This window comes from Paenibacillus massiliensis 2301065 = DSM 16942 (assembly GCF_000377505.1).
Taxonomy (GTDB): domain Bacteria; phylum Bacillota; class Bacilli; order Paenibacillales; family Paenibacillaceae; genus Paenibacillus; species Paenibacillus massiliensis.
Genome location: NZ_KB898212.1, coordinates 1 through 12,982, shown reverse-complemented (window position 1 = coordinate 12,982; position 12,982 = coordinate 1). Strand labels below are relative to the sequence as shown.

Below are 12,982 nucleotides of genomic sequence, written 5' to 3'. Positions count from 1 at the left end.
TTCCTTGGCCTTCGTCCATTGTCACGAGACTCGGCTCCCTCTTTTCCCCTTCGCAGGTCCTTTTTGACGACGCGGCAGGATTCACTTGATGTTGCGGCCTGGGTTGTCGCTCGCCCGGTCTCTGACCGGTACTTTTGTCGATGCGCTTTTACACACAGATTTCACCATGCGCAAGCATCCTAGCTACAAGGGTGGCTTGGCCCCTCCCTTGGTTGGACTTTCACCAACTAGATAATGCGTGCCTCTGGGCACGCCAACAAATAAAAGCCAACCAGTTGGTTGGCTTATAAGTAAAGCTACATTGCGTACGATTAAGCTAAAGCGAATTTATATTTAGAGTAAGATCTCCGTAATCTTTCCGCCCTCAAAGATCAGTGCTTTGAAGTAAAAGGATCGATCTCCATAGACCCATATCTCCACACCAGATTCCTTGCTTTTGACTGTAGGTCTTCCCCAGGCGAATTCAGCTTGTGTAGTATTCATCCCAAAGCCTACCTCGTTACGCTTGATACTGTTCCAGACGGAGGTAGACCAGTTATATTTCTCATAAGGATTGTAGGTCAGAAATTGATCTGAGTCAGACAGCATGTCTGGTATACGTGAAGCGCCAATATCAGCTGGTGTTCTATACACTTGACCATTAGGCGTTCTGAATACAACACTGAAGGATTTCACTCCCATAGCGTCTGAGCTCACCTCAATATCCTGAATGGTCACCTTTTCAAATCGCTCTCCGGCATTGTAATAATTGTTCACCCAGTAGCTTTTGCCAATAAGATTCACCAGATTTCCGAGCGCGATGGACTTCTTGATCTTCCCGGTGGCAGAGGACTCTACAATTAACTTGGAGCCTGCGATGTCTAGTATAGCCTGCTGAAGCTTATTGTCCCATTGAGCTGTACCTTTCTTTAGATCCGTAAGGAGACTTGCAGGGAACACTGTCTGCCCATTAGCAGTCTGTATTGCCCCTTTAAGTGTGATGGTTTGTCCATTAAGTGATGCTGTAGTACTGCCCTTACGAAGTACAATGACATCCTTACCTAGTCGCACAGTGAACTTCTGTCCCTCAACCGCAACTGTGCCTCCTAATGTCTTGAATACAGGTTGTAGAGGCAGATATGCTTTGCCTTCTAGCATCGCTGCACCAGTCAATGGCTGAACGGTTGTCACGGATAGTGCTACAGCAGAGCTAAAGCCTCCAGTGCTAAGATTCACAGTTGAAGAGCCTATGCCACGTACCTTCAATGTACCTGGATCCTGAAGCGAAGCTACCTCAGTCTGATCGACGGTTATTTCTCCTGCATTGGGGTCTCGGACGAGCTGGTAGCCATTCGAGTACATTTCCTTGACCTGTAGATGGATAGTATCACCGACAGCTGCATTCCTCTCGCTACTCATTAAGGACACACTGCTTAGAACAGGAATAGTTAGTGGCGTAGACACCCCATTTTGATATCCAATCCAGGAACCGTCCCGCAGCTGTACAAAGAGCTCATTTTTGGAATCGACGAGCTTTACTGCATTCGTAATTCCGCTCAGTTGGGTAGGCTTATAACGCTGCATACGATCATAGCTCCATACGGAGCCGTCTTGATGAATGGTGAAGAGGGTATGAGTGCCTTTCTTCCAAATGATATAGCTGATGCCCTGTCCCACTTCAATCGGAGCCTCATCTGTCAAAAGATCAAGCATAACGACGCGCCCATTCGTCTGTAGCACAGCTGCATAGGCGCTGCTCATCTGGATATCAACAGCATGATCTACATGACCGACAATTCTAGGCTTGGAGCCAGTATAACCAGACGAGTACCATACATCGCCGGCATCAGTAATTGCTGTGAATTGTTCTTCCCGTTTGTCGCCATCAACAATGTTTGATAGACCATTCACAATTCGGCCACCTACGAGTACCGTCCCGTCTTTTTTAACGGCAAATCCTTCTCCTGAGATCTCCTTAATGTTCGCCGATTGAGTGGGTACACTGGCTTGACCGGTTGCGGTGTTCCAGGATACCGAGTGCCCGTCATTGGTCCAACCATAATGACTGGAGCCCTTCCCCGCAGTGATGCCGATAAGGTCCAAGTGTTCTAATACAGGTCCATCGACACTGGTAGTCCACAACGACCCATCCTCAAGCAAATAATTGTTGCGATCAATGACATCTGATATTTTGGCGCTCTTCCATGAATCATTCACAGCAGATTGAGCTACCACCGCTGAATAGCTAGCCGTAGGTAAATATGTCGCTACTAAAAGTGATGCTGCCAAAGCCGTTGTTACAATCTTCTTCATAAGTGCTCCCCTTTATGTGAATACATCTGATTCTTTTGACCTGAATCCAAGGTCTTATTATTATTCTGGAGGCGCCCTTATTTTTCCTTCAATAGATGGAGCATTGTGTCAGACCAAGCCAGAGCTAACCGTCAAGCATAAAATGAAGGAGACAGAGCGATGGGGAGAGCTCACTCAGACTAAGAAGGCTGAGATTAGGTAATCGATTTGGTACTTGAGATAGAGTAGATATTGAGTTAAAGGGGATTGAAATAGCGGAGAAGATCTGAGCTTGAGCATGGGATGGTTGCGAAGGGCAATGGCATACAGATCGACATATGAAAAAGGGGGTGAGATCATGCAGCGAGGGACGAATTGGCGGAGAAAGCTATCCAGCCGTAAGTTCTGGGCACTGCTAGCTGGCTTGGTTACTTCCATTCTATCGGCTCTAGGCTACTCGGAGAGTATTGCAATTCGGGTGACGGGTATTATAACAGCAGCCGGTTCAGTTATTGCTTATATTCTCGCCGAGGCATATATAGATGGCAAGCATGTTGAATCGCAGTATATGAGAAAGGAAGACCATCAGATTCAGCAGGAAGAACACCCATCCTCTGATTCAGCGTCGAATGCTCCGCCTTCTGACACGGGAACCCAGTGACTGGATTAAGCTCAAGTATGAAAATCGGACATATGCAATTTATCAATTGGCACCATGCCAGTAGAGCGGTCTCTCAGAATGCCAATATGCTAAACAAGCAAACAAGTAACCAAATAGTCCATTAGTCAAATAAACAAATAAGAAAATAAACGCCAATAAGCAACAGATCTTCCCGAGGGACAATCTGTTGCTTATTGGTGTTGTGTCGTTGCTATGAGGATTCCATCAATATCATGGACAACAAGAGGATGCTGGTGTGCTTATAGATAGATATCAGTACCGTTGTTGTTTCTTCATTAGTAGCTCATCACAGGCTCGGATGCGTGAATAGGTCTATATTGTGGCTCCCATACGAGACTTCGGATAGCTGTAGCAAGATCCTCAGGCTGCTCCCGAGCTACATGATCCTCGATAGCCGCCTGAGCTACTGCTATGGCAACCTGGAAGGATACCTTCTTTAGCTCCTCAATGCTAGGCAGTAGAGATGCACCCTGACGGTCTAGACGAGTGCTTTTGGCTACGGCATCTGCAGCTGCTGTGAACATGTTGGGTGTAATCATTGATGCTCGAACTGCAATTGCGCCCAAGCCCAGACCTGGAAAGACAAAGGCGTTATTGGACTGTCCAATTTCGTATGTAATTCCCTCGAAGGATACGGGCTCAAAGGGACTACCTGTCGCTACAAGTGCCTTACCGTTAGTCCAGCGGATGAGATCCTCAGGCATAGCTTCAGCAAGAGTAGTAGGGTTGGACATCGGCATAATGACGGGACGTTCCACATGACAGGCCATCTCCTTGATAATTTCTTCTGTGAATGCTCCGCTTACGCCACTTGTTCCGATTAGGATCGTCGGCTTCACCTGACGGATTACCTCAAGTAAGCTGATTGCACCATTCAAGTCCCGCTGCCAGTGCATTGTCTCTTCTGCATGACGTACATAAGGCTGTTGGAATTCCAGGATGTCCTCCATACCTTCTGTTAAGAGACCGCGATAGTCGATGGCCCAGAATCGTGCGGAGGCTTCTTCCTTTGTAAGTCCAGCTCGTACCATGGCATCACGGATTTGATCAGCATTCCCAATTCCCGCTGCCCCCGGACCAAATACGACCACACGTTGATCGCGCAGTGAGCTACCGTTTATCTTCAGGGCGGAAATAATTGCGGCCAGCGTTACAGCTCCAGTACCCTGAATGTCATCATTGAAGGTCAGGATCTGTTCGCCATAGCGGTTAATAATGTTGCGTGCATTTACATTGCCAAGATCCTCCCAATGGAGCAGAGCTTTAGGAAATTGTCTTAGAGCATGTTGGACAAACAGATCAATGAACTCTTCATATTGCTCTCCACGAATGCGGTAATGACGATTGCCTATGTATAAGGGATCTTCCAGCAGCTTTTCATTATTAGTACCTACGTCCAATACGACTGGAAGCACTCGGGCCGGATTAATGCCAGCCGCTGCCGTGTATACAGCGAGCTTACCAATCGCAATATTGATACCGCCTACTCCCCAGTCACCAATGCCGAGAATACTTTCCGAATCCGTAACGACAATAAGGTCTACATCCTCCTGTGTGAGACCGGTATTCGCAAAGGCTTGCTGAATGCCTTCCGGATCATCAATGGAGAGATATATACCACCTGGGCGATGATATTCATGACTGTATTCCTGTATAGCCTGGCCTACGGTCGGGGTATAGACTACAGGCAGCATTTCACTCAAATGATCCGAGAGCAGTCTATAGTAAAGCACTACATTTCGATTGTACAGGTCATTAAGGGATGCATTGCGGCGAAGCATGGTTGGCTGGGCGAGGAATTGCTCATAGGCTCTCTCCACCTGTTCCTCCAGCGTTAATACGGTTGGGGGCAAAATGCCGTTCAATCCCAGCCTTTGGCGCTCCTCGTAGGTAAAAGCCACCCCTTTGTTGAGGAGCGGATTCGCCAGTACATCCTTTCCTTTTAGTGAAGTACATAAAGACCCGTCTTCTCGAATATAAAATGCTTCCATTTCCTAAATACCTTCTTTCTCATTTTTCATTACATTTTTTTGCTAAGCTGCGCAGAATACACGCCTCTCTTATCTTACGGGCAGGGGACGTGTGGGTCCAATTAAATTTCTTTGACTTTATGATAAAAGAAAAGGCAATCCAGCTCGTGGGGCAAACTGCTGCAAACGCGTTGACTTTTTACCAAAAAGAATTATACTTAACTTAATAATTCATATTTGATTAGTAGGTATTGTGTAGCAGCCTAAAATGAATGAAGGAGCTATGTGAATCATGAACCTATTGGAAAAGGAACGCTTGATTGAAGTGAAAGCCGTGGAGCTGGAGCATGCATCACCAGAGGATATTATTCGGTATGCTGTGGAGACCTTCCCTAACATTACATTTGCCTGCAGCTTTGGGGCAGAGGATGTTGTATTGGTTGATATGCTTCAGAAGATAAGCCCATCCACAGACATTTTCTATCTGGATACCAATTTTCATTTTCAGGAGACCTATGATACGCGTGATCGACTGGCAGACCATTACAGCATTGACTTTGTAAAGGTAGCGCCGCAGATCACACCGGAGGAGCAGGCGCAGCAGCATGGTGAAGAGCTGTGGAAGTCAGACCCCAACGCATGCTGCAACATTCGCAAGGTAGAGCCACTTACTAGAATCCTATCGCAGTATGAGGCCTGGATTACGGGGATTCGCAGAGATCAGGCGCCTACACGTGCCAATGCCAAAAAAATCGAATATGATCAAAAATTCGGACTTGTAAAATTCAACCCGATTGCTCACTGGACTTCAGAGGATGTATGGCAGTACATCAGAGACAACGGAATTATCTATAATCCGCTGCATGACCGCAATTATCCAAGCATTGGTTGTGAATATTGCACCAGACAGGTGGCTGCAGGAGAAGACCCGCGTGCAGGTCGTTGGTCTGGTAATGATAAGACAGAATGCGGACTTCATAAATAAGCTCTTATAAATCAATACAGCTCATTAGCCGGAATACGAACAGACGCATCATTTTATCACCTAGCCATCACCTAGCAAGAAAGGCATTCATTTATCTTATAGTAACCACTATCGTAAGGAGTGAGAAAATGTCTGGCATAGCACCGCACGGCGGCACCTTGATCAATCGTATCGTGGAAGGAGAGGAACGTACTTCTCTTTTACAGATCGCTTCTGGCTTGGAGAGCATTCGTATCAATACGTGGGCAATTTCGGATTTAGATCTCATTGGGGTTGGGGCATTTTCTCCATTGACAGGGTTTATGGATGAGAGAGACTATTTGTCCGTTGTGTCGACCATGCGTCTGCATGATGGCACCGTCTGGAGTATCCCGATTACATTATCAGTAGATGAGGACACAGCTAGTAGTCTTACTGTCGGGGAGAAGGCAGCTCTGATCGGAGCAGAGGATGACGTAGTCTATGGTGTTATTGAGATTACAAGTCTGTATCGTCCGGATCGTGGAGAAGAGGCGGTCAAAGTATTCAAGACGGATGACCCTGCGCATCCTGGTGTGCAGAAGCTGCTGGAGCGTCCACCTGTGAATGTAGGCGGTCATATTCAGGTATTAAATCGTCCTCAGCCGAAGCGGTTCGCCGAGTTCTATTTCGATCCGGCTCAGACGCGCGAGCATTTTGCCAAGCAGGGATGGAAGACAGTCGTAGGATTCCAGACGCGTAATCCGGTCCACAGAGCTCATGAGTACATTCAGAAGAGCGCCATGGAGATTGTCGATGCGTTGTTCCTGAATCCACTTGTTGGTGAGACGAAGTCTGATGATGTTCCGGCAGATGTTCGCATGAAGAGCTATCTGACGCTACTGGAACATTATTATCCTTCGGATCGTACATTTCTGGGAGTATTTCCAGCTGCGATGCGTTATGCGGGGCCAAGAGAAGCTATATTCCATGCAATGGTCCGCAAAAATTATGGCTGCACGCATTTCATTGTTGGTCGTGACCATGCCGGGGTGGGTGATTATTATGGTACCTATGAGGCTCAGGAGATATTCCGTAACTTTACCGCTGAGGAGCTTGGAATAACCCCGCTGTTTTTTGAGCATAGCTTCTTCTGCACGACTTGCGGCAACATGGCGTCCAGCAAGACTTGTCCACATGGCAAGGAATCCCATCTCACGTTATCGGGTACCAAGGTGAGGGGATTACTACGTGAAGGGAAATGCCCTCCGCCGGAGTTCACGCGTCCTGAAGTCGCACAAATACTGATTGAGGGGATGTCCGAGCAGGTTCATTCCTAATGGATCGTTGACCATTTCTAATAACCTTCAATCAATCCTGAAAAGTTCTAATTGAGCGCCTTGTCCCATATAGATTATAAGAGTCTGTATGGGAACGGAGGCGTTTTTTGACGATTCTAGAATGTGTGAATTCTCAGCGGGGCTGAGCCATTCTACAATCACAAGAAAAGCCTTCCTTGAACCCGGTCTATCTTCCTGGAAAGTACGCCGATAGGAGGTTTCTTGTATGTCTAAGCATCGTCATCGCACCACCATGATGTGGATACGTTATAGCACGGTCAAGAGGATAGGGGTCTTATTAGGGCTAGGGGTACTCCTGGTCACCCTTGTGCTATATGAGAATCCTGTATCGCGAACCTGGAATTCATGGGGATTGCCACTATCGGGAAAAGTCATTGTACTGGATGCTGGTCATGGCGGGCCAGATGGTGGTGCAGTAAGTAAGGAGGGGGTCATCGAAAAGGATCTTAATCTCGCCATTGCTCTCTATCTACGTGATTATTTACAGCAGGCGGGAGCTATGGTAATCCTGACACGGGAACGGGATCATGATCTGGCTTCCCCCGATACACGGGGCTATGCCAGACGCAAGACGGAGGATCTCAAGCAGCGAGTCCGAATGATCGAGGAACAGAGTCCGGATTTGTTCGTCAGCATTCACATGAATAGTATGCCTTCCAGTCGTTGGAGTGGTGCTCAGACCTTTTACTACCCTAATCATGCAGATAATGCGACAGTTGCTGAATTGATTCAGGATGAGATCAGACGCAGCATGGAGAATACGGACCGGGTGGCCAAGACTGTGAATACAGTGTATTTGCTACAGAAGCTGCAGGTTCCCTCGGCACTGGTGGAAATCGGCTTCTTGTCCAATCCTGCCGAAGCAAGACTGCTGGCAGATGAAGCCTATCAGCGCAAGGTGTCAGCTGCTCTCTATAAAGGCATTCTCCGCTACATGTCTGGCGAAAAGCTGAATCCTTCGTCATAGGCTAGGAGATAATGGTATAATGGAAGCTCAGTATGACATACATACCATTCTATGAAGCAGAGGTGCTTTCATGATGCAATCTAAAGAAGAGATTCTGCAGAAGCTGGAGCCAATAGTTGAACCCCGAACCGGGAAGAGCTTAACAAGCCTGGATTTTGTACGTGATATTGTCGTAAGAGAAAATCGAATTTCACTGACCGTGGTGCTGATGGATGCGACAGAGGAAGAGAAAGAAGGCCTTCTTCAGGAGATTCAAGGGCGTTTGAACGAAACGGAGAACCTTCATATCCATGTTCGGTTCCGCGAGGCCTCGGAGCATGAGCGTTCTACAATTGGCGAGTCCACAGTAGCTGACCCAGCAGAAGACCCTGTTCTAACGAAGGGACACGCTGCGGGGATGGAAGGACATGAGCTGCTGGATGAGGCATCAGGGGTGGAATTTATCGCGATTGCCAGTGGAAAAGGTGGTGTCGGCAAGTCTACCGTAACGGTTAACCTTGCGGTTGCTCTTGCTCGCGCAGGTAAGCGTGTTGGTGTTATAGATGCGGACATTTATGGATTTAGCGTGCCAGACATGATGGGGATCGAGACGTATCCTGAGGTTGTAGATGGTGTTATTCATCCTGTCGAGCGCTTTGGTGTCAAGGTCATGTCTATGGGATTCTTCGTACGCGAGAATAATCCGGTGGTATGGCGTGGGCCTATGCTGGGCAGAATGCTGAGACAGTTCTTTAGCGATGTGGCCTGGGGCGAGCTAGACTATCTACTGCTTGATTTGCCACCGGGAACAGGAGATGTAGCACTAGATGTACACCAGATGATTCCACACAGCAAAGAGATTATCGTCACCACACCTCATGCAACAGCAGCCTTTGTAGCAGCAAGGGCCGGAGCCATGGCTATTCAGACATCGCACGAGATTCTTGGTGTAGTCGAGAATATGTCTTATTACATCGCATCCAATGGGGAGAAGGACTATGTGTTTGGTAAGGGGGGCGGGGCTATGCTGGCAGACACCGTGCATGCACCACTACTGGCACAGATTCCATTGGGTGCCCCGGATAATCATCCTTCAGAGCCTGATTTTTCCCCGTCGGTGTACAAGCCTGATACCGTTCAGGGAGAAATATACGATGAGATGGTACGCGGACTTTTGGCACGTAAGGTGAATTCGTAGGTTGGTGGACATACTACGGAAATATTAATGTGAAAAAGCTGGCCGAGGCCAGCTTTTTTTGGAAGTGTAGCTGTTTGTTTACTGAGAAGCGCCGCCTTGTTGACCTTGACCTTTTTCTTCTTCGCCGGACTTGGATTCGCCCTTTTTTTCTTCCTTCGGTTCGAGTTCTTCTTTGACAGCTGTCTTGAGCAGGCTCAGCACTTCCAAGCGGAACAATGGATTTTGCATAGCCTCCTGCATAATGGACATGGTCTGCTTACGATATTCCGGTGATTTAGTCATCTCCAAGAGCATTTGTGAGACCTCTGGTGACTTGAACATGTCTTCCATGGACTTCTGATAAGCTGGGTCCTTGATTAGCTCCATGTGTAGCTTCTTATTCTGAGCGGTGATGACCTTGGCAAATTCGCCAGCGAATTTCGGATCTGTCATGATCTTCTCGAATTCCTTCTGGTAAGCAGGAGACGTGAGCGTATCCTTTACAGCCATACGAATGTCATCATTCGTTCTTGAGGGCAAAAGCATCTTCATACTCATGCCGCCACCGGAGGATTTCTCTTTGCCTTCTCCGCCTTCTTCGTTCTCACTGCCACCACCACTAGAGGAACTTTCAGAGCTGGATTGGCCAGTAAGGGCCTCTTCTACGGCTTTTTTGCCATCGTCACTTTTAAGAATGTCAATGACCATGGACTTCGTTTCCTTATAGCTGCTCTGAGGAGGAGAGGAATAATTTTGATCAGATCCGCAACCGCTCAGGATGATGCCGAGTACAAGCATTAAGCTGAACCAACGATAATCCGGCCTTTTCATGCTGTAGCCTCCTTGTCTTTACTGTGGGTAGTATGCGACGAACAAGGCGGAATTATAATCAACACAAATAAGAGCCAACATTTGTTAGCTCCAATACAGAATCCATTTGTTTTTGCTTGATGCCTTTTGCTTGATGCCTTTTGCTCGATGCTTTCTGCTTATTTGTTGTTCTATGCTATTACAAAATCATTTAGGGATTTGTATAAGTTGCGGCCTGGTCACGAACTTCCTTGCCTTGGGCTGTGCCTTGCTGCAGTAACTCGGATACAGAGACGAACTCATAGCCCTGCTCTCGTAGCTTATCTATAATCACTGGCAATGCTTCATGCGTCTGGGTCACAGAATCACTCGCATGCAGTAGGACAATATCGCCCGGATGAGCTTTACTTACAACCCGATCAATAATGGCCTGAGTCCCTGGATTCTTCCAATCCAATGAGTCAGTATCCCATTGAATGGCGGTATAGCCAAGATCGGATGTGATTTGTAGCACGCGTTTGTCAAAATCTCCATTAGGCATGCGTATTAATTTAGGTTCTTTCCCTGTTAATTCGGTTAACATAGTATGAGCAGTAGTGATTTGTTTGCGGATGTCCTCGTCACTCAGGCTAGTGTAGTTCTCGTGCTTATGACCATGGCTGCCGATTTCAAAGCCACTGTCCTTGATTTCATTTACAAGCTCGGGATGGGTCTTGCCCCAGGGGGAGGAAAGGAAGAATGTCGCCTTTTGTACATTCTTGTCCTTGAGTACCTGCAAAATAGGCGCTGCTCGCTTCTCACCCCAACTGATGTCGAAGGTCAGTGCAATAACCTTTTTGTCGCTTGGTACGCTATACACAGCTGAGGGTGCCTCTTCAGAGAAGACACTGATGTCACTGGTCTCCACATAAATAATGCCTAACGCAAATATTGCTGCAGCTATTGCTATAAGACCTCGTTTAATGGTCTTGCCGCTAATTACATAAAAAAACGAATTCATGATCGATTCCCCTTTCCCGCAATGCTTGTTCAGCTTGTTTACTTATCCCTATTTCAGCAACAAGTAAAATATGACTTCACCAGAATATAGGAGGACAGACAATGGGTTTGAAAAAATTTCTGGGTATCTTGCGCTCCATGAGCGCCTTGATTTGGATTACTACAATTATTTTTGGTCTCAGTATGGCTGCAGGTTGGTTCAGCACGGGGGCTATACAGTCCCTGCTAGTGAATCAACTGGATCAGCTTGGAGAGGTGGCTCAAGGGCTGCAGCAATCGGACAATGCACAGCTCAGCTTCTTTGTCTTTATATTTTTGAATAATGCAATTAAATGCGTACTTGTTATTTTTCTAGGGGCGGCCTTTGGCATCTTTCCATTATTGTTTATTACGATTAACGGAATGGTTATCGGTTTTCTTGTACATATGGTGGCGGCCAGTGGAACAGTCAGTTTATATGACCTTATCGTTAAAGGTTTATTGCCACATGGCATCATCGAACTACCGGTACTTGTCATTGCCTGTGCGTATGGCCTGAGATTCGGAGGGATGGTATGGTCATCCATTACAGGGGCGATCAGCGGGGAGCGAAGTACGAGAAGGGACTGGCCCACATTTATGCGTGAGACAGGGAATATGTCCTTGTGGGTGGTCGTTCTGCTGTTCATAGCAGCAGTCATTGAGAGTACAGTAACTTACAGCTTGCTAGGGGGATAAGTAGACGGACGGGGGTGTGCCAAAGGTAAGGTGGATTGCCGGGATTCGGTTACTGCTGATCATCTTTGAGCTGCCTGGACAAGCCTATCAAAGGATATGAATAACCTTCATGCTCTGAGTCTCAACTTCGCTAGATTTGTTTAATGAATGTATAAAGCATGGGACAACGATACAGAATGAACTAGTGCATGCAACAACGAGTTAACATGGGCATTCCATACACGCGGTAGCTTGTTCTACTCAATTCATCTGTTGAAGGCGCTAGTCTGAGACAAGTGGATTATTCTCTGGTTATGGCATGGGGCGTGTGTGGGATGAGTCTTGCCTTAATACTACTATTTGCTAAGGGGTCTGGTTCTGATGATGGGTATGCTTTTCAATGAAAAAGAGTGCAAGGAACTGGATTATGTACTACGACGTGAGTTAGACGAAATGCTAATGGAGATGGGGGACAAAAGGCTTGATCAGGATATTCGCAATGCCATTGCTCTGCGGTATAAAACGGTATTTCGTATGTATGCGCGTTTTGCGCCACCCAAGCAATTGTCCAAGTATGCTCGCAAGATGAAGCTCCCTTATTCATAAAATCCAAAAATGTATTGACTTCGTCAGTCTTAATGTGATAAATTAAATTTCGCTCGTTTCGAAGAGCAGGACTTAAGAGAAACGTCGACTAAGTAAAACGCAAAAAAAAGTCTTGCCAAATGAAATTGAGTGTGATATATTATAAAAGTCGCCGCTGAGATGCGGTGGTAACGCAAGAAAAGAAACAAATGAATGAAGTTGATCTTTGAAAACTGAACAACGAGTGAGCGAATTTCACGCAAGTGGAATTCAAACAATGAGATATTAAATCTCGTCAGATTCAAAATGAGCTATCGCTCTTTTCAATAACTTTATTGGAGAGTTTGATCCTGGCTCAGGACGAACGCTGGCGGCGTGCCTAATACATGCAAGTCGAGCGGACTTGATGGAGAGCTTGCTCTCCTGAGAGTTAGCGGCGGACGGGTGAGTAACACGTAGGCAACCTGCCCTTTGGACTGGGATAACTACCGGAAACGGTAGCTAATACCAGATAATTCACTTCTTCGCATGGAGAAGTGAGG

Annotated in this window: 11 protein-coding genes and 1 rRNA gene; 8 read left to right on the top strand and 4 right to left on the bottom strand. The window is 46.8% G+C overall.

Annotated elements, in window-relative coordinates:
* Nucleotides 1–333 precede the first annotated feature (333 nt).
* Nucleotides 334–2,292: a copper amine oxidase N-terminal domain-containing protein gene (locus D328_RS0128010; protein WP_018888325.1), complete on the bottom strand. Its 1,959-nt coding sequence runs from the start codon at nt 2,290–2,292 to the stop codon at nt 334–336.
* Between the two features lie 337 nt (nt 2,293–2,629).
* On the opposite strand from D328_RS0128010, the gene D328_RS29900 reads away from it, so the two are divergent.
* Nucleotides 2,630–2,932, top strand: a complete 303-nt coding sequence (locus D328_RS29900; protein WP_018888324.1) for a hypothetical protein — start codon at nt 2,630–2,632, stop codon at nt 2,930–2,932.
* 296 nt (nt 2,933–3,228) lie between these two features.
* Here D328_RS29900 and D328_RS0128000 read toward each other — a convergent pair whose 3' ends face one another.
* Nucleotides 3,229–4,944, bottom strand: coding sequence for an NAD-dependent malic enzyme (locus D328_RS0128000; protein WP_018888323.1), 1,716 nt, complete (start codon nt 4,942–4,944; stop codon nt 3,229–3,231).
* A gap of 271 nt (nt 4,945–5,215) precedes the next feature.
* Here D328_RS0128000 and D328_RS0127995 point away from each other — a divergent pair, with 271 nt between their 5' ends.
* The 4 genes from D328_RS0127995 to D328_RS0127980 all read left to right on the top strand — a co-directional run bounded on the left by D328_RS0127995 (nt 5,216) and on the right by D328_RS0127980 (nt 9,371).
* Nucleotides 5,216–5,908, top strand: a complete 693-nt coding sequence (locus tag D328_RS0127995) for a phosphoadenylyl-sulfate reductase (protein ID WP_018888322.1) — start codon at nt 5,216–5,218, stop codon at nt 5,906–5,908.
* 128 nt (nt 5,909–6,036) lie between these two features.
* Nucleotides 6,037–7,206: a sulfate adenylyltransferase gene (sat, locus tag D328_RS0127990; RefSeq protein WP_018888321.1), complete on the top strand. Its 1,170-nt coding sequence runs from the start codon at nt 6,037–6,039 to the stop codon at nt 7,204–7,206.
* A gap of 226 nt (nt 7,207–7,432) precedes the next feature.
* Complete coding sequence (cwlD, locus tag D328_RS0127985) at nt 7,433–8,194, top strand: N-acetylmuramoyl-L-alanine amidase CwlD (protein ID WP_018888320.1); 762 nt, start codon at nt 7,433–7,435, stop codon at nt 8,192–8,194.
* Between the two features lie 73 nt (nt 8,195–8,267).
* Entirely contained in the window at nt 8,268–9,371 is a 1,104-nt protein-coding gene (locus tag D328_RS0127980; protein ID WP_025679952.1) for a P-loop NTPase, read from the top strand.
* A 78-nt stretch (nt 9,372–9,449) separates the two neighbouring features.
* Here D328_RS0127980 and gerD read toward each other — a convergent pair whose 3' ends face one another.
* Nucleotides 9,450–10,181, bottom strand: a complete 732-nt coding sequence (gerD, locus tag D328_RS0127975; RefSeq protein WP_018888318.1) for a spore germination lipoprotein GerD — start codon at nt 10,179–10,181, stop codon at nt 9,450–9,452.
* A gap of 190 nt (nt 10,182–10,371) precedes the next feature.
* On the bottom strand, nt 10,372–11,160 hold the full coding sequence (gene pdaB, locus D328_RS0127970) for a polysaccharide deacetylase family sporulation protein PdaB (RefSeq protein WP_018888317.1): 789 nt from the start codon (nt 11,158–11,160) through the stop codon (nt 10,372–10,374).
* A 101-nt stretch (nt 11,161–11,261) separates the two neighbouring features.
* Here pdaB and D328_RS0127965 point away from each other — a divergent pair, with 101 nt between their 5' ends.
* The 3 genes from D328_RS0127965 to D328_RS0127955 all read left to right on the top strand — a co-directional run.
* A complete protein-coding gene (locus D328_RS0127965; RefSeq protein ID WP_018888316.1) occupies nt 11,262–11,876 on the top strand; it encodes a stage II sporulation protein M in 615 nt (204 codons plus the stop codon).
* A gap of 360 nt (nt 11,877–12,236) precedes the next feature.
* Nucleotides 12,237–12,461 carry a hypothetical protein gene (locus tag D328_RS0127960; protein WP_018888315.1) on the top strand — a complete coding sequence of 75 codons (225 nt, stop codon included), beginning with the start codon at nt 12,237–12,239 and terminating at the stop codon, nt 12,459–12,461.
* A 311-nt stretch (nt 12,462–12,772) separates the two neighbouring features.
* Nucleotides 12,773–12,982 (top strand): 16S ribosomal RNA (locus D328_RS0127955); the annotation flags it as partial.

What these genes read in the sequence shown, in the direction of transcription:
- gerD (WP_018888318.1), bottom strand. Translation starts at nt 10,181, where the DNA reads ATGAAAAGGCCGGATTATCGTTGGTTCAGCTTAATGCTTGTACTCGGC.
- D328_RS0128010 (WP_018888325.1), bottom strand. Translation starts at nt 2,292, where the DNA reads ATGAAGAAGATTGTAACAACGGCTTTGGCAGCATCACTTTTAGTAGCG.
- sat (WP_018888321.1), top strand. Translation starts at nt 6,037, where the DNA reads ATGTCTGGCATAGCACCGCACGGCGGCACCTTGATCAATCGTATCGTG.
- D328_RS0127960 (WP_018888315.1), top strand. Translation starts at nt 12,237, where the DNA reads ATGATGGGTATGCTTTTCAATGAAAAAGAGTGCAAGGAACTGGATTAT.
- D328_RS0128000 (WP_018888323.1), bottom strand. Translation starts at nt 4,944, where the DNA reads ATGGAAGCATTTTATATTCGAGAAGACGGGTCTTTATGTACTTCACTA.
- D328_RS0127995 (WP_018888322.1), top strand. Translation starts at nt 5,216, where the DNA reads ATGAACCTATTGGAAAAGGAACGCTTGATTGAAGTGAAAGCCGTGGAG.
- D328_RS0127980 (WP_025679952.1), top strand. Translation starts at nt 8,268, where the DNA reads ATGCAATCTAAAGAAGAGATTCTGCAGAAGCTGGAGCCAATAGTTGAA.
- cwlD (WP_018888320.1), top strand. Translation starts at nt 7,433, where the DNA reads ATGTCTAAGCATCGTCATCGCACCACCATGATGTGGATACGTTATAGC.
- D328_RS29900 (WP_018888324.1), top strand. Translation starts at nt 2,630, where the DNA reads ATGCAGCGAGGGACGAATTGGCGGAGAAAGCTATCCAGCCGTAAGTTC.
- pdaB (WP_018888317.1), bottom strand. Translation starts at nt 11,160, where the DNA reads ATGAATTCGTTTTTTTATGTAATTAGCGGCAAGACCATTAAACGAGGT.
- D328_RS0127965 (WP_018888316.1), top strand. Translation starts at nt 11,262, where the DNA reads ATGGGTTTGAAAAAATTTCTGGGTATCTTGCGCTCCATGAGCGCCTTG.